The organism is Kitasatospora sp. NPDC087271 (assembly GCF_044744605.1).
GTDB lineage: Bacteria > Actinomycetota > Actinomycetes > Streptomycetales > Streptomycetaceae > Kitasatospora.
In genome coordinates this window covers 1-22,576 of record NZ_JBIUYQ010000024.1, presented here as the reverse complement: position 1 = coordinate 22,576, position 22,576 = coordinate 1, and the positions used below count along the sequence as shown (strand labels likewise).

Below are 22,576 nucleotides of genomic sequence, written 5' to 3'. Positions count from 1 at the left end.
TCATCGTTCGTCATCGTCGGGGCCGCCGGACGCGGCGTCTTCGAGTTCGCTCAGCACCTGGTCCTCCACCAGTTCCGCCAGGGCGGCCACGGTGCGGGAGACCAGGACGTCGCGGGGGGTGAGCGTGACGCCGAAGGCATCGTTGGCGCGGGAGGCGATCAGCAGGGCCCGCATGGAGTCGCCGCCCAGCTGGAAGAAGTCGTCCGTCACGCCCACGGCCGTCCGCAGGGTCTCGGCCCAGATCTCGGCCACGGCCTCCTCGGTGGGCGTGCGGGGCGCCAGCCGGCCGGGCCGCTGCTCCTCCTCGGGTGCGGGGGCGGGCAGGGCGGCGCGGTCGGTCTTGCCGCTCGCGGTGAGCGGGAAGCGGTCGAGGACCGCGAAGGCCGAGGGGACGAGGTGGCCGGGCAGGGAGCGGGCGGCCAGGGCGCGCAGTTCGGCGCCGGGCGGCGGTTCGGCGCCGGGGGCCGCGAGCAGGTGCGCGACCAGGCGGGGCAGCCCGGGATCGTCCTCCCGCACCGTCACCACGGCGTCCAGCACGGCCGGGTGGCGCGCCAGGACGGCCTCGACCTCGCCCGCCTCGATGCGGTGGCCGCGCAGCTTGAGCTGGTGGTCGGTGCGGCCCAGGTAGTGCAGTTCGCCCCGGTGGTCGCGGCGCACCAGGTCCCCGGTGCGGTACATCCGGGTGCCGGGCGGCCCGTACGGGTCGGCGGTGAAGCGGGCGGCGGTCAGGCCCGGCCGGCCGAGGTAGCCGCGGGCCAGGGCCGGTCCGCTCAGCCACAGTTCGCCGGTGACGCCGTCGGGCACCGGCCGGAGCCGGGCGTCGAGGACGTAGGCGCCGGTGCCGGGCAGCGGGCGGCCGATCGGCGGCGCGGCGCCGTCCGGGGCCAGCGGCGCGGACCAGGCGGCGACCACGGTGGCCTCGGTGGGGCCGTAGGAGTTGACCATGCGGTGGTGCGGGGCCCAGCGGGCCACCAGGTCGGCGCCGCACGCCTCGGCGCCGACCACCAGGGTCCTGAGCGCGGGCAGCGTGCCGGGGGTGTCGGCGGGCAGGGTGGCGAGGGCGGCCGGCGGCAGCAGGGTGTGGGTGATCGCCTCCGCCCGGAGCACCTCGGCCAGTCGGGCGCCGAGCAGCGGTCCGGGCGCGGGCACCACCAGCCGGGCGCCGTGCGGCAGGGACATGCACAGTTCGAGCACGGAGGCGTCGAAGCTGGGGGTGGCGAAGGCCAGCACCCGGTCACCCGGCACCACTTGGTAGTGCTCGGCCTCGGCGGCGGCGAAGGCGGCCAGCCCGCGGTGGGTGAGGACGACGCCCTTCGGGGTGCCGGTGGAGCCGGAGGTGTAGATGACGTAGGCGGGGTCGTCCAGGTCGAGCGGGCGGATCCGGTCGGGGTCGGCGGGGCGGTGGTCGGGGGCGCCGTCCGGCGGGGCGGCCAGCAGCGCCGCGACCTCCTTGGCGTCCAGGGTGAGTGCGGGCGCCGCGTCGCGCAGCATGAACTCGACGCGCTCGTCGGGGTAGTGGGGGTCGACCGGCAGGAACGCGGCGCCGGTCTTCGCCACCGCCAGCTGGGCGAGCACCATGTCCGCCGAGCGCGGCAGCAGGAGGGCGACCACCTCGCCGGGGCCGGCGCCGCGCGCGATGAGCCGGTGCGCGAGGCGGTTGGCGTGCGCCTCGGCCTCGGCGAAGGTCAGTTCCAGCCCGGGGGCGCTCAGCGCCGGGGCGTGCGGCCGGCGGTCCACGGCGGCCTCGACCAGGGCGGGCAGGGCCGCCGGGGGCACCGGGCCGCCCGCCGGGCGGGCCGGGCCGCGCAGCAGCCGCTCGCGTTCCCCGGGCGGCAGCAGGTCGAGGTCGTCCAAGCGGGCGGTGCCGTCCGAGCCGGCCAGCGCGGCGAGGGTGTGCAGCAGCTGGGCGGCCAGTTTCTCGGCGGTGGCCCGGTCGATGTACCGGGGGTCGTGGCCGAGTTCGACGGCGAGCCGGTCGCCGGGCGAGACGACCACGGTGAGCGGGTAGTTGGTGGCCTCCCTGGCGTCCAGTTCGCGGATCAGCAGGCCGTGGGCGCCGGCCGTCGCGTCGCCGACCGGGTAGTTCTCGAAGACCACCAGGCTGTCGAACAGCGCCGTCCCGGGCGCCAGCCCGCTCAGGCCGTGCATCGCGGCCAGCGGCAGGTGGTCGAAGCGGCGGTCCTCGGCCTGCTCCTCCTGGAGCGCGCGCAGCCAGGCGGCACAGGGCTGTGAGCCGTCGACGGTGACGCGGGCGGGCAGGGTGGTGATGAACAGGCCGACGATGGCGTCGGATCCGGCCAGGTCGGCCGGGCGCCCGGAGACGGTGGTGCCGAAGCACACCCGCCGCTCCCCGCTCCACCGCGACAGCAGCAGCGCCCAGGCGCCCTGCACCAGGGTGTTGAGGGTGAGGCGGTGCCGGCGGGCGAACTCCTGGAGCCGCTCCGTCTCGGCCTCGGCCAGGCGGTGCGAGAGCCAGGCCCCGGAGCGGGCCGTGTCGCCCTGGGCGGGCTTGCGGTCGTAGGGCAGCGCCGTGGTGGTGAGGTCCGCCAGGACGCCGCGCCAGTGCTCCGTGGCGGCGGCGGTGTCGCGGGCGGCGAGCCAGCCGACGTAGTCCGCGAAGGGCCGGCGCTCGGGCAGGCCCGGCCGGTCGCCGCGGGCGAGCGCGGCGTGGGCGGCCAGGACGTCGGACAGGACGTGGAAGACGCTCCACCCGTCGAGCAGCACGTGGTGGAAGGTCCACACCACGCGCGCCGCGTCCGGCCCGAGCCGGATCAGGTCGAGCCGCAGCAGCGGGGCCCGGTCCAGGGCCAGCGGGCGGGCCCGCTGGTCGGCGAGCAGCCGCTCCAGGCGGGCTTCGCGCTCGGCTTGCGGCAGTGCGCTCCAGTCGTGTTCGGTGACCGGCAGCGTCACGTCCCGGTGGACCACCTGGAGGGGTACGGGCACGTCGCGCAGGACGACGGCGGTGCGCAGCACGGGGGTGCGGTCGACGACGTGCTGCCAGGCGGCGGCCAGCGGCCGCAGGTCGCGGGCGCCGTCCAGCACGAAGGTGATCTGCTCGACGTACAGGCCGTGTTCGGCCTCGTCCAGGCCGTGCAGCACCATGCCGGTCTGGGTGGGGGTGAGCGGCTGGATCTCCGTCACGTCCCGTCCGGTGCCGGCCAGTCGGTCGACGGCGGCCTGGTCCAGGGGGGCCAGCGGGAAGTCGGCGGGGGTGCGGCCGCCCGCGCCGGGTTCGGCGCAGTGGCGGACGATCTCCCGCAGCTCGTCCAGCAGTTCGGCGGCGAGCCGGGCGACGGTCGCGCGGTGGTGCACCGCGCGGGAGTACGACCAGGTGAACGCCAGCCTCCCGTCGCTCACCCGGCCGAGCACGTCCAGCAGGTGCGGCCGGTCCGCCGCCCGGTCCATGCCGCCGGTGAGCGGGCCGGACGGGGCGTGCAGCAGGCCGCCGGGGGCGGGGGTCCAGTCCTGCCGGCCCAGGTAGTTGAAGCCGATCTGCGGCAGGTCGGGCAGCCGGGGCTCGACAGTGGCGGCGGGCCGCAGGTGGCGCAGGGCACCGTAGCCGAGCCCGCCGCGCGGTACGGCGCGCAGGTTCTCCTTGACGGTCTTCAGGGCGGTGCCGGTGTCGGCGTCCCGGGGCATGTCCAGGGCCACGGGGTACAGCGTGGTGAACCAGCCGACGGTCCGGGAGAGGTCGACCCCGTCGAACAGCTCCTCGCGGCCGTGGCCCTCCAGGGCGACCGTCACCCGGTCCCGGCCGGTCCAGCGGGCCAGCACCCGGCCCAGGGCGCAGAGCAGGACGTCGTTGACCCGGGTGCGGTAGACCTCCGGGACGTCCTGGAGCAGCCGGCGGGTGTCCTCGGCGTCCAGGGCGAGGTCCAGCGACTCCTCGGTGGCGGCCGTGTTGGCGCCGTCCAGGTCGGTCGGCAGGGCGGTCGCGGCGCCGTGCTCCGGCCCGTACCAGTGGGCGTGCTCGTCGTCGAAGCCGCCGGCCGCGGTGTGCTCGGCGAGCCGTTCGGCCCAGGCCCGGAAGGAGGTGCTCTTGGGGCCGAGGTCGGGGTGTTCGCCCGCCCGCAGCGCACGGTGGGCGGTGTCCAGGTCCTCCAGGAGCACGCGCCAGGACACCGCGTCGACCACCAGGTGGTGCGCGGCCAGCAGCAGGACGGGGTGCCGTTCGCCGTCGAAGCGGCACAGCGCGGCCCGCAGCAGCGGCCCTTCGGCCAGGTCGAAGCCCGCGGCCAGGCGCTCGGCCAGCTCGCGCAGCGTCGCCTCGCGCTCCTGCGCCGGTGCGGCGGGCAGCTCGTGGGTGCGCAGCTCCGGCAGGTCGCCGGGCGCGGTGCCGTGCTGGCGCCACCGCCCGTCGCCGAGCGGCTCGAACCGCAGGCGCAGCGCGTCGTGGTGGTCCAGGACGGCGGCGAGCGCGGCCCGCAGCAGGGGCTCCTCGGTTCCGGGGGCGAGGGCGAAGGAGACCGACTGGGTGAACTGGGCGGTGTCCCCGCCGAGGGTGTCCAGCAGCCAGTGCTGGACGGGGGTGAGCGGGGCGTCGCCGACCACGGCGCCCTGCTCGGCGGCGACCGCCGGGCTCGGCGACTCCTCGGCGGCGAGGGCGAGTTCGGCCAGGGTCTGGTGGGCGAACAGGTGCCGGGGGGTGAGCGCGAGGCCGGCCCGGCGGGCCGCCGAGACGATCTGGATGCCCAGGATCGAGTCGCCGCCGAGCGCGAAGTAGTTGTCGTCCGCGCCCACGTCGGGCACGCCGAGCACCTCGCGCCAGATCGCGGCGAGGGTGCGTTCGGCCTCGGTGCGCGGAGGCCGGGCACCGATTGCGGCCGGGGCGGCCCACACCGGGGCGGGCAGCGCGCGGCGGTCGAGTTTGCCGGTGGCGCCGAGCGGCAGCCGGTCCAGCGGCACCACCAGTGCGGGCACCAGGTGGTCGGGGAGGGTGCGCCCGAGGAAGGCGCGCCACTCGGCGGGGTCGGGCAGTGCGCCGTCGCGGGCCACCGCGTAGCCCACCAGGCGCCGGTGGCCGTCGTGGTCGACGACCCGGGCGGCGGCGGCCGACACCTGCGGGTGGCGGGCCATCGCGGCCTCGACCTCGCCGAGTTCGATCCGGAAACCGCGCACCTTGACCTGGTCGTCCGCGCGGCCGAGGTAGCGGAGGTCGCCGTCGGCCGTCCAGCGCACCAGGTCCCCGGTGCGGTACATCCGGCGCCCGGGCGGGCCGAAGGGGTCGGGCAGGAACCGGGCGGCGGTCAGGCCCGGGCGGCGCAGGTAGCCGCGGGCGACGCCGGTGCCGGCCAGGTACAGCTCCCCCGGCGCGCCGACGGGCACCGGGCGCAGCCGGTCGTCCAGGACGTAGGCCCGGGCGCCGCCGACCGGGCGGCCGATCGGCGGGTCGCGGTCGGGGTCGGCGGGGTCGCAGGCGAAGGCGGTGGCGTAGACGGTGGCCTCGGTGGGGCCGTAGATGTTCAGCACCCGGCAGCCGGGGACGGCCTCGCGCAGCCGGCGCACGGTGCGGGCGGGCAGGGCCTCGCCGGCCAGGACGACGGTGTCCGCGCCGAGGTGCACGGCGTCCTCCGCGAGGAGGCCGCCCAGGGCGGAGGGCACCGCGCTGAGCAGGCCGGCCCGCCACGGCCCGGGGCGCTCGGCCAGGGCCAGCAGGTCCCGGACGAGTTCCACGCAGCCGCCGGCGAGCAGGGGCGAGAAGATCTCGAACACCGACACGTCGAAGTTGAACGAGGTGGCGGCCACCACGTGGGCCAGGCCGTGGTCGGCGAACTCGGCGGCGGCCCAGTCGGTCAGGGCCAGGACCGAGGCGTGGGCGACCACGACGCCCTTGGGGCGGCCGGTCGAGCCGGAGGTGTGGATGACGTACGCGGGGTGCTGCGGCAGCAGGGCGCCGAGCCGTTCGTCGTCGCGCACGGCGCCGGGGCGGGCGGCGGCGAGCCGTTCGGCGCACCCCGGGTCGTCGAGCACGATCCGGGTGAACGGGCCGGCCGGCAGCCGCCCTCCGGTCTCCGTGTCGGTGACCACGGCGTCGGGCCGGACGTCCGCGAAGAGGAACGCGATCCGCTCGGCCGGGTACCCGGGGTCGACCGGCAGGTAGGCGGCGCCGCTCTTGAGCACCGCCAGCAGCGCCACGGCCAGGTCGGCGGTGCGGGGCAGCGCGAGCGCGACGAACCGCTCGGGCCCGGCGCCGGCCGCGATCAGCAGCCGGGCCAGCCGGTTGGCCCGTTCGTCGAGCTCCCGGTAGGTCAGCTGCACGTCGCCGCAGCGGACGGCCGGGGCGTCGGGGGTGCGGGCGGCCTGCCGGGCGAAGGCCTCGGGCACGGTGTCCTGCGGTGCCTCGACCGCCGCCCCGCCGAAGCGGTCGACGAGTTCGCGCCCCCGCGGCGGGTCGAGCAGCGGCAGGTGCGCCGCCGGCCGGTCGAGGCCGTCCGCCATCGCCGTCAGCAGGGTGCACAGGCCCGCCCCGAGCGCCTCGACGGTGGCGGTGTCGAAGACGGCCGGGTCGTGGTCGAGGCTGACCGCGATGGCGTCGCCGGGGGCGACCACCACGCCGAGCGGGTAGTTGGTCGGCTCCAGGACGTGCTCGGTCTCGACGCCCAGGCCGTGCCGGGTCAGCGCCTGCGCGTCGAACGGGTAGTTCTCGAAGACCACGATGCTGTCGAACAGGGCCGTGCCGCCCGGCAGTTCGCTCCAGTTCTGGAGCTGCGCCAGGGAGACGGCGTCGTAGCGGCGGGCCTCCGACTGGGCGTCCTGGAGCTCCCGCAGCCACTCCAGCAGCGAGCGGCCGGCGTCGATCCGCACCCGGGTGGGCAGCGCGTTGATGAACAGCCCGACCATCGAGGTGACGCCCGGGAGTTCGGCGGGCCGGCCGGAGACGATCGTGCCGAAGACCACGTCGTCCCCACCGCCGTAGCGGGAGAGCAGCAGCGCCCAGGCGCCCTGGAGCACGGTGTTGACGGTCAGCCCGGCCTGCCGGGCGGTGGTCCGCAGCCGCTCCGACAGGTCGTTGTCGAGGGTCACCCGCACCGATGCCGAGGAGGAGGCGCGGTGCGCCTCGGCCGGGCGCCGGTCGCGGGGCAGTTCGGTGGGGGCGGGGAACCCGGCCAGCGTGTCGCGCCAGTACCGCTCGACCCGCGCCGGGTCCTGCCCGGACAGCCAGCGCAGGTAGTCGGCGAAGGGGGCGCGCGCGGCCGGGTTCGGCCGCCGCCCGGCGGCCAGGGCGGCGTACCGCTCGCACACCTCGTCGAAGACCTGGGCCGCGCTCCACCCGTCGAGCAGGACGTGGTGGAAGGTCCACACCACCCGCACCCGGGTCGGCGACAGCCGGACCAGGGTCAGCCGCATCAGCGGTGCGGCGGCCAGGTCGAGGCCGGCCGCCCGGTCCTCGGCGAGCAGCCGGGCGGTGTCCCGCTCGATCCGGTCGGCCGGCCGGCCGGTCCAGTCGTGGTGGGTCACCGGGACGGCGGCCCGGTGCTGGACGACCTGGAGCGGTTCGGCGGTGTCCTGCCAGGCGAGCCGGGTGCGCAGCACCGCGTTGGCGTCCACGGTCTGCTGCCAGGCGGCGGCCAGGGCGTGCGGGTCGGTGACCCCGGAGAGGACGAGCTGGACCTGGTTGACGTAGGTGTGGGCGTCCGGGTCCAGCAGGCTGTGGAAGAGCATGCCCGCCTGCATCGCCGTCAGCGGGTACACGTCCGCGACGCGGCGGCCGTCCCCGGCGATCCGGTCCACCGCCGCCTGGTCCAGCCGGGCCAGCGGGAAGTCGGCGGGGGTGCGGCCGCCGGCGCCGGGCTCGGCGCAGTGGGCGACGAGGTCCTCCAGGGCGCGCAGCATGGCGTCCGCGAGCGCGGTGACGGTCCGTTCGTGGTGCCGACCCGCGCTGTAGTACCAGCCGATCTCCAACCGGTCGTCCTCGACCCGGGCGACGACGTCCAGCAGGTGCGGGCGCTCGGTGCCGGGCGCCTCCGCGCCGCCGAGGCCGCCGGGGACGGCGCGGACCAGGGCGGCGCCGTCGGCGGACCAGTCGAAGCGGCCCAGGTAGTTGAAGCTGATCCCGGGGGCCGGGGCGTCGGCGAGCTGCTCGTCCCGGGCGAGGTGGCGCAGCGCACCGTAGCCGAGGCCGCGCTCCGGCACCGCCCGCAGCTGCTCCTTGACGGCCTTCAGCGCGGTGCCCCAGTCCCCGTCCGGGACGTCGAGGGCGACGGGGAAGAGCGAGGTGAACCAGCCGACCGTGCGGGACAGGTCGATGTCCTCGAACAGCTGGTCCTCGCGACCGTGCCCCTCCAGGCCGATCGCGACGGTGCGCCGTCCGGTCCACTCGGCGAGCACCCGGCCCAGGGCGGTGAGCAGGACGTCGTCGATCCGGGTGCGGTAGACCCCGGGGACCTTGCGCAGCAGGTCCCCGGTGCGCTCGCGGTCCAGCCGGACGGTGACGGCGCGCAGGTCGGCGGCGGTGTTGCCGCCGTCGCCGTCCACCGGCAGCGCGTCCGCGCAGTGCCGGGCGGCCGCCGCCCAGTGGGCGCGCCTGGACGCGAAGCCGCCGGCCGCGGTGTGCTCGCGCAGGCGGCGGGTCCACTCCCGGACGGAGGTGGTGCGGGCGGGCAGGCGCAGCGGCCGGCCCTCCACGGCCTGCCGGTAGGCGGTCTCCAGGTCCTCCAGCAGGATCCGCCAGGAGACGCCGTCGACGACCAGGTGGTGGACGGCCAGCAGCAGCCGGGCGGGCCGGGTGCCGTCGGTGGTGAACAGGCGGGCGGTGAGCAGCGGGAGGGTGTCCAGCCGGAACGCGGCGTGCGCGGCCCCGGTGGCCCGGGCCTCGGCGGCCTCGGCCTCCGCCACGTCCAGGGCGCCGAGGTCGACGACCTCCAGCAGTTCGGGGGCGGCGGCGTCCGCGGGGGCGCAGTGCTGCTGCCAGACGCCGTCCTCCCCGGTGGTGAAGCGGGAGCGCAGGGCGTCGTGGTGGGCCCACAGGGCGGTCAGGGCGCGGCGCAGGGCCTGCGGGTCGACCTCGCCGGGAGCCTCCACCACGACGGACTGGTCGAAGGACGCGGCGTACGGCGGGTGCGGGTCGAGGAACCAGTGCTGGATGGGCGTCAGGCCCACCTCTCCGCTGACCGGTTCGGTCCCGGCGACGGTGACGGCGGTACCGGCGGCGGCGGCCAGCGCGGCGACGGTGGGGTGCCGGAACAGGTCGCGGGGGGACAGCGCGAGACCGGCGGCGCGGGCGCGGGAGACGACCTGGATGCTCAGGATCGAGTCGCCGCCGAGCAGGAAGAAGTCGTCGTCGACCCCGACCCGCTCCACGCCGAGCAGTTCCGCCCAGATCGCGGTGAGGACGCGTTCGGTGTCGGTGGTCGGGGCGCGGTGGGCGCGGTCGCCCGTCGCCGACCAGTCGGGGACGGGCAGCCGCCGGCGGTCCACCTTGCCGTTGGCGGTCAGCGGCAGTTCGGAGACCGTGACGAAGGCTGCGGGCAGCATGTAGTCGGGCAGGTCGGCGGCCAGGTGGGCGCGCAGCGCCGTGGCGGAGGGCGGCTCGGCGCCGCCGGCCGGCACCAGGTGGGCGGCCAGCCGCTTGCGCCCCGCGTCCTCGTGGAGCGAGACGACGGCCTCCGCGACGGCCGGGTGGGCGGTGAGCCGTGCCTCGATCTCGGCGGGTTCGATGCGGAAGCCGCGGATCTTGATCTGGTCGTCCGCGCGGCCCACGAAGTGCAGTTCGCCGTCCTCGCTCCACCGGGCGGTGTCGCCGGTGCGGTACATCCGGCCGCCGGGCGGCCCAAAGGGGTCGGCGAGGTAGCGGGCGGCGGTCTCGCCGGGCCGGCCCGCGTAGCCGCGCGCGACTCCGGCGCCGGCGATGTACAACTCGCCGGTGATGCCGGGTGGTTGCGGCTGGAGGGCGCCGTCCAGCACGTACACCCGGGTGTCGTCCAGCGGGCGTCCGATCGGCAGCACGGCGGGCAGCCGGTCCCCCGAGCGGAAGGCCCGGCGGGTGGCGAAGGTGGTGGTCTCGGTCGGGCCGTAGCCGTCGACCACGGTGAGGTCGGGGCAGGCCTCCAGGACGCGGCGCACGACCGCGCCGGGCACCGCCTCGCCGCCGGTCCACACCTCCCGGGCGCCGCGCAGGCAGCCCGGGTCCTCCTGGGCGAGGAGCCGGAACAGGCCGGCGGTCAGCCACAGGCATTGCACGCCCTGCTCGGTGACGGCGCGGCGGACGGCGGCGGCGTCCAGGTCGTCCGGCGGGGCCAGTACGGCGGTGCCGCCGCGCAGCAGCGGCACCCACAGCTCGTAGGTGGCGGCGTCGAAGGCGTGCGGGGAGTGCACGAGCACCCGGTCGTGGCCGGTGAAGGCGCGGTCCAGGGCGAGCGCGGCGACGTCGCGCCGGCGCACCGCGACGCCCTTGGGGGTGCCGGTGGAACCCGAGGTGAACATCAGGTACTGGACGTTGTCGGGGTGGGGCACCGGGGCCGCGGCCGGGGCGGCCGGGCCCGGCCGGTCGGCGGCGTGCGGCCGGTCGGCGGCGTGCGGCCGGTCGGCGGCGTGCGGCCGGTCCGGCCGGTCGACGCGCAGCACCCGCTCGGCGGGGAGCAGTTCCTCGGCGGCGCTCGCCCGGTGCGCGTCGGTGAGCAGCAGGTCCGCGCCGGCCTCGGCCAGCATCAGGTGCAGCCGCTCGCGCGGCGCCCTGCCGTCCAGCGGCACGTAGACCCCGCCGGTCCGGACCAGCGCCAGCTGGGCGACGACCAGGTCGACGGAGCGGTCCATGAGCACGCCGACCGGGTGTTCGACGCCGACGCCGAGCGCGGCCAGCCGGCCGGCCAGGGCGGCGGCGCGGGCGTCGAGGTCGCGGTAGCTGAGGCGCTCGTGGCCCGCCTCCAGGGCGGCGGCGTCCGGGCTGCGGCGCACCTGCTCGGCGAACAGGTCCGCGATGTCGCGCTCGGTCCGTTCGACGGCGGTGGCGTTCCAGTCCACGAGGATCCGCCGGCGCTCCCCGGCGGTCAGCAGCGGCACGCGCGCGGGCGGGTTCCCGGCGCCCCGGGGCAGTCCCGTCAGGACGGCCGTGAGCTGCCCGGCCATCCGCCGGACGGTGGCCTCGTCGAACAGCCGAGGGTCGTAGCACAGCCGCAGGGCCAGCTCCGGCCCCGGGTAGGCCAGCAGGGCGAGCGGGTAGTTGGTGGTCTCGATCCCGTCCAGGTCGCGCAGGCGCAGGCCGTGCGCGGCGGCCGCGTCGTCCTCGACCGGGTAGTTCTCGAAGACGACGATGCTGTCGAACAGGGCGGTCTGCTCGGGGAGGACGGTGGCGGCCCGCAGGCGGGTGAGCGGGACGAAGCCGTGGCGCCGGTCCTCGCCCTGCTCCCGTTGCAGCGTGCGGAGCCAGTCGAGCAGGGTGCCGTCAGCGGGCACGGCCGTCCGGGTGGGCAGGGTGGTGATGAACAGGCCGGTCATCGACTCGACGCCGGGCAGCTCGGGCGGCCGCCCGGACGAGGTGGTGCCGAACACCACCTCGTCCCGGTTTGCCTGACGGCCCAGCAGGATCGCCCAGGCGCCCTGGACCAGGGTGTTCAGGGTCAGGCCGGAGCTGCGCGCGAGGCCTTCCAGCGCCCGGGTCGCGGCGGCGGGGAGGGTGAACGGCACGGCCCGGGTGGATTCCGCGCGGTGGCTCTGGCGCGGCTCGCGGTCGTACGGCAGCGGCGTCGGCTCGGCCAGCCCGGCCAGGCGCCCGCGCCAGTGCCGCTCGGCCTCCGCCGGGTCGCGCTCGCGCAGCCAGGCCACGAAGTCGCGGTAGGGCCGGCGCTCCGGCACCGTGCCGTACGGGACGGTGCCGAAGGGCTCGGTGCCGAAGGGGTCGGTGCCGGACGGCACGGTACCGGACGGGACTTCTCCCGTCTCCGGCCCGGAGCGGGCCAGCGCGGCGTGCACGGCGAACACGTCCGACAGCACCTGGAAGAGGCTCCAGCCGTCCAGGACGAGGTGGTGGAAGGACCACAGCACGCGCACCCGGGTGTCGGAGAGGCGGATGAGCAGCAGGCGCTGGAGCGGGGCCCGGGCCAGGTCCAGGCCGCGGGCCCGGTCGCGGTCCAGGAGCTCGGCCAGCCGGCCCCGGCGCTCGGACTCGGGCAGCTCGCGCCAGTCCAGGTGGGTGACCGGCACGGCCGCCCGCCGCCGCACCACCAGCAGCGGCTCGGGCACCTCCTGCCAGCGGACGTGGGCGCGCAGCACCGGGGTGCGGTCGGTGACCCACTGCCAGGCGGCGGCGAGCCGCCCCGGGTCGGGCACGCCGTCCAGGACGAAGTCCAGCTGCTGGAAGTAGGCGCCGCTGTCCTCCTCGGCCAGGCCGTGGAAGAGCATCCCGGACTGGGTCGGCGTCAGCGGGAGGACGTCCTCCACCGCGCCCGGGTCGTCGCCGGTGATCAGGTCCACGGCCGCCTGGTCGAGCCGGGCCAGCGGGAAGTCGGACGGGGTGCGCCCGGCGGCGCCCGGGCGGGCCGCGTACCGCGCGAGGTCGGCCAGCTCGGCGGCGAAGCGCCGGGCCAGGGCCTCGACGGTGTCGCGCCGGTGCACGGCGCCGGAGTAGAACCAGCTGAACTCCAGCGCGTCGCCGTCGAGCCGGCCGACCACCTCCAGGGCGTGCGGGCGCTCGACGCGCGGGTCGGCGTCCAGTTCCAGGGGCCGGAAGGTGCCGTGGTAGAGCCCGGCCGCGTCCTGCGGGAAGGACATCCGGCCGAGGTAGTTGAAGCTGATCCGCGCGGCCGGGACGTCGGGGGCCGTGCCGGGGCGCCCCAGGTGGCGCAGGGCGTCGAATCCGAGGCCCCGTCGGGGGACGGCGCGCAGCTGCTCCTTGACCCGCTTGAGGACGCCGTCCCAGTCGGCCCCGGCGGGCACGGCCAGCGCCACGGGGTGCCGGGTGGTGAACCAGCCGACCGTGCGGCTCAGGTCGAGATCGGCGAACAGCTCCTCGCGCCCGTGCCCCTCGACGTCCACCACGACCCGCTCCAGGCCGCTCGCCCCGCACAGGGCCCGGCCGAGGGCGCTCAGCAGCACGTCGTTGGCCTGGGTGCGATAGGTGTCGGGCAGGGTGCGCAGGAGGGCGGCGGTGTCGGCGGGGTCGAGGCGCACGGTGACGGAGCGGGCCGAGGCGTGGGTGTCGGCCCCCGCGAGGTCGGCCGGGAACGGGTCTGCCGGGGCGTCACCGTCCTGCGCGGGGACGGCCCGCGCCCAGTACTCCGTCTCGTCCTCGAAGCCGCCGGCCGCGGCGTGGGCGCCGAGCCGCTGGCCCCACTGCCGCAGCGGGGAGGACTTCGCCGGCAGGGCCGCCGCCCCGTCCCGGCCGTCGCGGCGGGCGCGGTAGGCCGTGTCGAGGTCCTCCGCCAGCACGCGCCAGGAGACCCCGTCGACGACCAGGTGGTGGACGGCCAGGTGCAGGACCGGCGGCTGCCCCGCACCGCGCTCGTGCAGCACGGCGCGCAGCAGCGGGCCTTCGCCGCCCAGGTCGAAGGGGCCGAAGTGCGGGGTGTCGCCGTCCGGGCCGGTGTGCCGGCCCAGGCGGATCCGGGGCGCCCGGTCGTCGATCCGCCAGCGCACGCCGGCACCGGTACCGACCTCGCCGTCGCGGGGCTCTGCGGGGTCGGGCTCTCCGGCGTCGGACTCTCCGGCGTCGGCCGTGAAGGCCGAGCGCAGCGCGTCGTGGTGGGCGACCACGTCGTTCAGGGCGTCCTCCAGCGCCGCCCGGTCCACGTCGGCGCCCAGCAGGAGGGAGAGCGCCTGGTTGAAGTGCCCGGCGCGCCCGGCGGCCCGGTCGAGCCACCAGCGCTGGATCGGGGTCAGGACGCCCGCCCCGGTGGCGGCCACCCGGGCGGTCACGGCCGGCCGTTCGGCGTCGTCCGCGCACCGGGCCAGCGCGGCGACCGTCTGGTGCCGGTAGAGGTCCCCGGAGGTCACCGCCAACCCCACCTGCCGGGAGCGGGCCACCACCTGGATGCCGAGGATGGAGTCGCCGCCGAGGTCGAAGAAGTTGTCGTCCGCGCCGACCCGTTCCAGCCGCAGCACCTCCGCCCAGATGGTGGCGAGCGCCTGTTCGGCGGGGGTCCGGGGGGCGACGTGGCGTACGGCGGGCACGGCCGGCCCCGGGTCGGGCAGCCGGCTCCGGTCGAGCTTGCCGTTGGGGTTGAGCGGCAGCGCGGGCAGCGGCACGACGACCGAGGGCACCAGGTAGTCGGGCAGGGCCAGGCCGAGCGCCCGGCGCACGGCCTCGGGCTCCACCCGCCCGCCCGGGACGGGGACCACGTAGCCGACCAGGCGCCGGTTGCCCCCGCCGTCGGCGACGGTGGCGGCCGCCTCCGCCACGCCCTCGCAGCGCCGCAGCGCCTCCTCCACCTCTCCCAGTTCGATCCGGAAGCCGCGCACCTTGACCTGCTGGTCGATCCGGCCGAGGTACTCCAGGTCACCGTCGGCGTTCCACCGCACCCGGTCTCCGGTGCGGTACATCCGCTCCCCCGGCGCGCCGTACGGGTCGGCGACGAACCGGGCGGCGGTCAACCCGGGGCGGCCCAGGTAGCCGCGCGCCAGGCCGCCGCCCCCGAGGTACAACTCGCCGACCACGCCCGGCGGTTGCGGGCGCAGCCCGGGGTCCAGGACGTACGTCCGGGTCAGTGCGAGCGGCCTGCCGATCGGCGGCGCCTGCTCCGGCAGCCGGTCACCGGCGAACCAGGCGGTGGCGTAGACGGTGGCCTCGGTGGGGCCGTAGATGTTGGCGATCGCGCTGCCGGGCAGGGCGCGCCGCAGGTCGCCCACCGCCTGGGCGGAGAGGGCCTCGCCGGCCAGCACGACGGTGGCCGCGTCGACCGGGGCGGCGCCCCCGGCGAGCAGCCGGGAGATCACCGAGGGCACGCCGCTGACCAGGCCGACGCGGCGCGGGGCCGGCTCCTCGGCGAGGGCGGCGAGGTCGGCGACCACCTCGACGCTCCCGCCCGCCAGCAGCGGGCAGAGCAGTTCGAAGACCGACACGTCGAAGTTGAGCGAGGTGGCGGCGACCACGTGGTCCAGCCCGCCGGGCCCGAACCGCTCGGCCGCCCAGCGGGCGAGGGCGACGACGCTGCGGTGGGTGATCACGACGCCCTTGGGCCGGCCGGTCGACCCCGAGGTGTAGATGACGTAGGCGGGGTGCTCCGGCAGCAGCGGCCGGAGGCGGTCGGCGTCCGTGAGGTCGGCGTCCCCGGTGTCGCCGGTGTCCGCCTGGCCGCCGGCGTCGGCGGCCAGGCCGGCGCCGTCCTCCAGCAGCAGGACGGGCCAGCCCTCGGGCAGCGCGGCCGCCGTCTCCCGGGTGGCGAGGACCAGCGCGGGCCCGGCGTCCGCCAGCATGAAGCGGATCCGCTCGGCCGGGTAGCCCGGGTCCACCGGCAGGTACGCCGCACCCGACTTGAGCACCGCCCACAGCACCGACGGCAGGTCGGCGGAGCGCGGCAGGCACAGCGCGACCAGCCGCTCGGGGCCCGCGCCCCGGGCGACCAGCAGCCGGGCGAGGCGGTTGGCCCGCCGGTTGACCTCCGCGTAGTCCCGCCGCACCGGGCCGCAGCCGACGGCGGTCCGCCCGGGCGTACGGGCCGCCTGCGCCTCGAACAGCCCGGGCAGCACGGGCGGCACGGTGTCCGGGAGGTCGCCGGCGGCGTGCGCGGGCGGGTTCCAGGAGTCGAGCAGCGTGCGCTGCTCCTCCTCGGAGAGCATGGGCAGTTCGGCGAGGATGCGCTGCGGGCCGTCCGCCATGCCCGCCAGCAGGCGGTGCAGGTGGCGCGCCATCCGGGCCACCGTCCGGGCGTCGAACAGGTCCGTGTTGTACTCCACCGTCAGCGCGCAGCCGTCGGTGTCCTCCGGGGTGAACTCCAGCACCAGGTCGAACCGGGCGGCCGGGCGGGGCAGCGGGTGGTCCTCGAAGCGCAGGCCTCCGGCGGGCGGCGGGGTGGTGGGGCTCTGCTGGACGACCATGACCTGGACCAGCGGGGTGCGGCTCGGGTCCCGGGGCGGGGCCAGTTCCTCGACCACCCGGTCGAAGGGCACCGCGGCGTGGGCGAAGGCGTCCAGCAGGGTGGTGCGCACGCTCTCCACGAACCGGTCGACGGTGGCCCGCTCGTCCACGTCGCCGCGCAGCACCACGGTGTTGACGAAGAAGCCGGTCACCTCCTCCAGCTCCCGCCGGTCGCGCCCGGTGGTGACGGTGCCGAACGCCACGTCCCGCTGGCCGGAGTAGCGCGAGAACAGCAGCGCGGACGCCCCCGCGAACAGGGTGAACAGCGTCGTACCGCGGCCCGCGGCGAGGTGCCGCAGCCGGGCCACCAGTTCGGCCGGGAGGCGGTGGCGGTGCGCCGCGCCGTTCGTCGTGCGCTGGGCGGGCCGGGGCCGGTCGGTGGGCAGTTGCAGGGGTTGCAGCTCCGCCAGGTTCCGCTTCCAGTAGGCGAGGTCCGGCGCGTCCGCTGCCCCGGCTTGGGTCCGCCGGTGCTGCTCCCAGCGCGCGAAGTCGGGGTACTGGAGGGCGGGGGCGGCGAGCGCGTCCGGTTCGCCGGAGACCTCCGCCCGGTAGAGCGCGGCCAGTTCGCGGGTGAGGACGCCCACCGACCAGCCGTCGGTGATGATGTGGTGCTGCGCCAGCAGCAGCAGGTGCTCGTCGGCGGCGAGGCGGACCAGCAGGGCCCGGGCGAGCGGGCCGTCCGTCAGGTCGTAGGGCCGGTTCAGCTCCTCGGTCAGCAGCCGTTCGGCCGCCTCGGCGCGCTCCCCGGCCGGCCGGTCGCCGACGTCAGCGGTGCGCAGCGGCAGGGTGCCCTCCGCCGCGACGCGCTGCACGAGCTGCCCGTCGACGGTGGCGAAGGTGGTGCGCAGCGAGTCGTGGCGGGCGGCGAGTCGGCCCAGGGCCCGGCGCAGGGCCTCCGGGTCCGTCGTTCCGCGCAGCCGCAGGGCCACGCCGGTGTTGTACTCCGTCCCCCCGACGGTGAGGTCGTCGAGGAACCACAGGCGGCGCTGGGCGCTGGACAGCGGCAGCGGCTCCTCGCGCGGGGCGGGCGGGATCGGCTCCGGCGGCGCGGCGGTGTGCCGCTCGTCCACCAGCGGGGCCAGGGCGGCGACGGTCCGCGCGGTGAAGACGTCCCGGAGCGTGAGCCGGACGCCCAGCCGCTCGGTGACCCGGGCCAGGGTCCGGGCGGCGAGGATCGAGTCGCCGCCCAGGTCGAAGAAGTCGTCCGTCGCGCCCACCGCGTCGACGCCGAGGACCTCGGCCCAGATGGTGGCCAGGGCGCGTTCGCGCTCGGTGCGCGGGGCGACGGGCCCGGCCGCGCCGGAGCGGGCGGGGGCGGGCAGCGCCTGCTGGTCGATCTTGTGCTGCGGGGTGAGCGGCAGCGCGGCCAGGACGACCACGGCGGACGGCACCAGGTGGGCCGGCAGGGCGGCGGCCAGCGCCGCGCGCAGCTCCGCCGGGTCCGGGGCGTGCTCCGGGTCGGCGGGCGTGGCGTAGCCGACCAGGCGTTCGCGGCCCGGTTCGTCCTCCCGGACCACGACGACGGCCTGGTCGACGGCGGGGTGCGCCCGCAGGGCGGCCTCGATCTCCCCCGGCTCGATCCGGAAGCCGCGGATCTTCACCTGCCGGTCGAGCCGGCCGAGGAACTCCAGCTCCCCGTCGGCGGTCCACCGGGCGCGGTCTCCGGTACGGTAGAGCCGGGCGCCGGGCGGGCCGAAGGGGTCGGCGACGAAGCGCCCGGCGGTCAGGCCGGGGCGGCCCAGGTAGCCGCGGGCCACGCCCTCCCCGCCGACGTACAACTCGCCGTCGGCACCTGGCGGTTGGGGCCGCATGGCCGCGTCGAGCACGTACGCCCGGGTGTGCGGCAGCGCGCCGCCGATGGGGGGTGCGCCGCTGCCGGCGGTCAGCGGGCCGGTCCAGGTGGCGACGATGGTCGCCTCGGTCGGGCCGTAGGAGTTGACCATGCGCCGGCCGGGCGCCCAGCGGTCGACCAGTTCGGCGGGGCAGGCCTCGGCTCCGACGATCAGCGTGCGCAGGTGGCGGCCCGCGCCGCCGGGCACGGTGGCCAGGGCGGCCGGCGGGATGAGGGCGTGGGTGATGCGGTGCTCGTCGAGCACGGCGGCGAGTTCCTCGCCCAGCCAGGGGCCGTGCGGGGGGATCACCAGCGTGGCCCCGGCCAGGACGGAGATGAACAGTTCGAGGACGGAGGCGTCGAAGCTGGGCGAGGAGAACTGCAGCACCCGGTCTCCGGGGCGCACGGCGTAGTGCGCGCGGGCCGCCTCGGCGAAGCCGCCGATCCCCCGGTGGGTGACGACCACGCCCTTGGGCGTCCCGGTGGAGCCCGAGGTGTAGATCACGTACGCCGCGTGGTCGGTGCCGGTCGGGCCGGGCAGCGCGGTACCGGTCGGGCCCGCCAGGCCGGCGTCGGGCGCGGCGGCGGTACCGGGCGTGTCCGTGCTGCCGGGCGCGTCCGCGGTGTCGGCCCGGTCCGCGGCGCTGGCCGGGTCGGCCTCCAGCAGCGCGCGGACCCGGGCCGGATCGTCCAGGACGACGGCGGGGGCGGCGTCGGCGAGCATCAGCGCCCGTCTCCCGGCGGGGTAGGCCGGATCCACGGGCAGGAAGGCGGCGCCCGTCCGGGCGACGGCCAGCTCCGCCGCGACCAGTTCCATCGAGCGCGGCAGGACCAGCGCCACCGTCCGGTCCGTCCCGGCGCCGCGCCGCGCGAGGTCGCGGGCCAGGCGCTCGACCCGGTCGGCCAGTTCCCGGTACGTCCAGCTGCGCCGGCCGTCGGTCACCGCGGGCACGTGCGGCGCGCGGGCCACCTGGGCGGCGAACAACGCGTCGAGCGTCCGGTGCGCCGGCGGCGGGGCGGCATCGGTCCCCGGGGCGCCAGGGGTGTCGCCGGCCTGCGGCGGAGCGGACGAACGCACGGGCTGGGCAGGCCGGTCGGTCATGGCGGAAGGTCCTTCCGGACGGGGAGGAGGCGATGCGGGCGCCGGGGCAGGCGGGGGCAGGCCCTCGGACCCGGGAACGGGGGCCGGGGGAACGGAACGAGCGGGGGGTGAGCCCGGTGGAGCGGCGTCGGCGCGGCGGACGCCTCAGGCGACGGGCAGCGGCGGCGGCAGGCGGGCGAAAGGCGCCTCAGGCGGGGTCGGCGCGACGCGCCGTGCGCCCGGACACCTGCACCCGGTCGATCACGCCGGTGGCGGGGTCGCGGTGGAAGCGCCCGCCCGGCTCGGGGCGGCCGGTGTCGGGGGCGAGCAGATCGTAGGAGAGGTCGGCGAAACAGCGCAGGGGTATCGGCAGGTCTCCGTCCACGGAGAGCGTGGACGATCCGTCGCCCGCGGGCTCGACGAGGTACCGGATCGAACCGTTGCGGTAGGTGCCCGCGCACTCGGGCAGGGGGACGGGCTCGCCCGCGCCCACGGGCGCGATCGCGGCGGGCACCCGGACGCCCGCCAGTCCGGCCAGGTCGGCCGCGAGCTCGCGCCAGAGCGCGGTGGCGGCGGCGGCGTTGCCCGCGAAGGCGACCACCACGCCGCTGTCGGGGTCGGCCCGCAGGTGGCAGGAGGTCCCCATGGCGTTGCCGTCGTGGCCGCACCACAGCCGGCCGTCCTGCTGGTAGAGGGCGAGCCCCGGGCCCCAGCCGTCCGCGAGCGCACCCGGCCGGGCGCCGGGCTGCGGGCGGCGCATCTCCTCGGCGACGGCGGGGGGCAGGGCCTTGGCCCGGCCGACCAGGGCGCCGCCGAGCGCGGCGAGGTCCGCGGCGCTCGCCAGCAGGGCGCCGGCCGGAGCCTCCAGCGGGGCCAGGTTCTGCCGGACCGGCCGGGCCCGGCCGGTCGCGGCGTTGAGCGCGTGCCCGGCGGCGACCGGGCGAGCGGGTGCGCTCGCGTCGACGAACACGGGCACGGTGCCGAGCGGTTCGAGCAGCAGGGCGGCCACGGCCTCGTGCCAGGGCATCCCGGTCACCGCCTCCACCAGGCGCCCGGCGGCGACGTAGCCGGCGTTGGAGTAGGAGAAGTCCGTCCCGGGCGGGAAGAGCGCGTCCCCGGCCGTGCACACGGACGACAGGTAGTGCGCCGCGGTGGTCCGGGCGGCGGCGTCGGAGTCCGGCCCGGTGGGCAGTCCGCCGGTGTGGCTGAGGAGTTGGCGAATCGTTACTGCGGGCATCCGGCGGAGCTCGGGCAGGTGATCGGCGACCCGGTCGTCGAGGTCGAGGTCGCCGTCGTCGGCGAGGAGCATCACCAGAGCGGCCGTGTAGGGCTTGGTGAGCGACCCCACCGGCACGACGGTGTCCCCGGTGAAGGGCGCACCGGTGGCGGCGTCGGCCACACCGGTGTGCAGGGCCACGACCTCCGAGCCGGTGTCCAGCACCACCTGGGCGCCGGGCACCCGGTGGGTGCGCGCGAGCGTGTCGAGCCGGTGCTGCAGTTCGCGGCGTAAGAGGAACGGCGCGCGCTCGCGGACCGGCGCGGAACTGGGGTACGGCATGGGCGGACGCTCCCGTTGACTGGTTCTCAGATGCGGGCGCGGCGAGCGTCCGCGGATGAATTCCGGATTACTGTGGAGCACGCCGTGAAATTTCCTGCCACCTGCGCTCCTCGACTCAAGACTCGCGGGAACAACGGGAATCGACGGAAGCCCTGCCGATGACGGCCGACGGGTGCGAACGGGAATCCCCGACGGTTCCCGGCAGGGCGCCGCACGCGCCCCGGGGGAACCGTTCCGGGCCGCTTCGGCGCTCCCCGACCGGACGGTGCGAATGCGACCCGAATTCCACGCCGCCCAGGAACGGCGAACGGGGGAACGGTGAGCGGGAACGGTGGGCGGCGAACGGCCGACCGCCGAATGACCTCACCCCGCAGGCGGGGCCGGACAGGAATCCCGAACGCTCCAGTCGGCCGCTCCGACGGCCCTGACCTGTGCGATCGTTGCGCCCGGCATGCCTATCCCCCCTGCGATCCCTCCCCGCAACCACCGTGCGGAACCTGCCACGACCGTCGCGAGGACCGGGCAATACCTTGACGGCCCGAACGCTCGGAACGACGAACGCGGAACAGTCTTCACGGCGGGTCACCCGCTCGCAACCCCTGGCGATTGAACGGAAAGCGACTCTCCCCGGAATCGGAACCGCAAAATCGCTGGTGTGACTCCCGGCCACGCCCGGAACGCCTGATGACGGGTGTGAATTCTTTGGCCGAAACTGTGGCACCCGGATCCCCCCGGCCGCCCGGCCGGGTTTCCGCGGGGAATAGCCGAGTGATTCCCCTGACGCCTGGGGCGGTTGTGCAGGAATGCGACGGAACAGATCAGGTGCGTCGCGAGTGAATCAATGAGGGCTCTGATACGCGTGTGCCCCGATGCGCTTGTGCCGTGGTGCGCGCGTGCTCTGACGCGCTTCTGCCGTGGTGCGCGCGCGCCCCGTCTTGCGCGTGCCCTGGTTCGCGCCTGCCGCCCCCGGGCCACGGAAGGACCGCCGCGCTCGGCCACCCCGGGGCGCGGGGCGACCGAGCGGATCCGCCGCGCGCCGGAACGCGGGCGGGCTCGGGGCTCAGAACACCCGTCAGCCCTGCCAGGAGCTGCCGGTCGAGGGCCGGGTCGCCGTGCCACCGGTGGACGTCACCGCGCGCGACGGAGCGGACGGGGCCGGCCCGGCCCCCGAACCGCTGGTCCGCACGGTCGGCGCCGACGAGGTGGTCGACGTCCCGCGCACCGGCGCGGCCGAAGTCCGCGGGGCCGACGCCCCGGACGCCGCCGCCGGCCCGCCCGTCGAGGTGCGCGGCGCGGTCGCACGGCCCTGCGCGGCCACGTCCACGGGCGCGCCGCCGCCCGATTCGACCCGCTCGATCCGCAGCACCAGGTTCCGGTCGCTGCGGTCACCGCCCCCGTCCCGGTTGCGACTGTGCACCACCTGCGTCAGCACCCCCCGGACCTCCTGCCAGCGCCCCTGCACCGCGCGGATGTTGGGACACCACTCGCCCTCCCGCCGGTGCTCCAGGTCGAGCTCCCAGCGCTCGGCGTCCACGAGGTGGCTCGCCCCGACCGTCCCGGGAATCTCGACCGGACGGCCGCCGCGCACCGTCACCACCGCCCGCTGCGGCCACTGCCCCTCCACCGCCGTCACCGTGATCCGGCTCTGCCCCTGGTACCAGGCCATCGCTGTCCTCCCACATCCGTCCTCACGCCGACCGCCGACCGCCGACCGGCCTCGGCCGATATCACGGCCGGCGCCCCCTCCCGGGTTCGAACGGCGGCTGCGGAGGTGCACGTCAAGGGGGTGCGGGAGCCCGGGGGCGACGCGACCGTCGAACGGTCCTGTCGACAGATTCAGGTCAGGGCGATGGCTCGATCACCCCCCTTGTCCATAGTCATGCGCACACCTGGCATGACCGACGACCGCCGCCTCTCTGAGAGGCTCGGCTTCGTCCCGTCGCACCCCGGATTCAAACTCCAGCTCTGAGGCCCTAACGCCCTTCAGCCATTAAGCCATTAAGCCCCGGAAACGCAGAGAACCCCCATCCGGTTTCCCGGATGGGGGTTCTCTGTGAATGATTGTTCGGCGGCGTCCTACTCTCCCACAGGGTCCCCCCT

The 22,576-nt window shown here is 76.7% G+C and carries 3 protein-coding genes; all 3 read right to left on the bottom strand.

The genetic code is table 11. The features are described from left to right. Nucleotides 1–18,939: a non-ribosomal peptide synthase/polyketide synthase gene (locus ACIO9K_RS30635; protein ID WP_400334784.1), complete on the bottom strand. Its 18,939-nt coding sequence runs from the start codon at nt 18,937–18,939 to the stop codon at nt 1–3. A 187-nt stretch (nt 18,940–19,126) separates the two neighbouring features. Further along, nucleotides 19,127–20,476 (bottom strand): serine hydrolase domain-containing protein, encoded by a 1,350-nt coding sequence (locus tag ACIO9K_RS30630; RefSeq protein ID WP_400334782.1) that lies wholly within the window; start codon nt 20,474–20,476, stop codon nt 19,127–19,129. 1,072 nt (nt 20,477–21,548) lie between these two features. After that, on the bottom strand, nt 21,549–22,142 hold the full coding sequence (locus tag ACIO9K_RS30625) for a hypothetical protein (protein ID WP_400334780.1): 594 nt from the start codon (nt 22,140–22,142) through the stop codon (nt 21,549–21,551). Between the last annotated feature and the right edge of the window lie 434 nt (nt 22,143–22,576).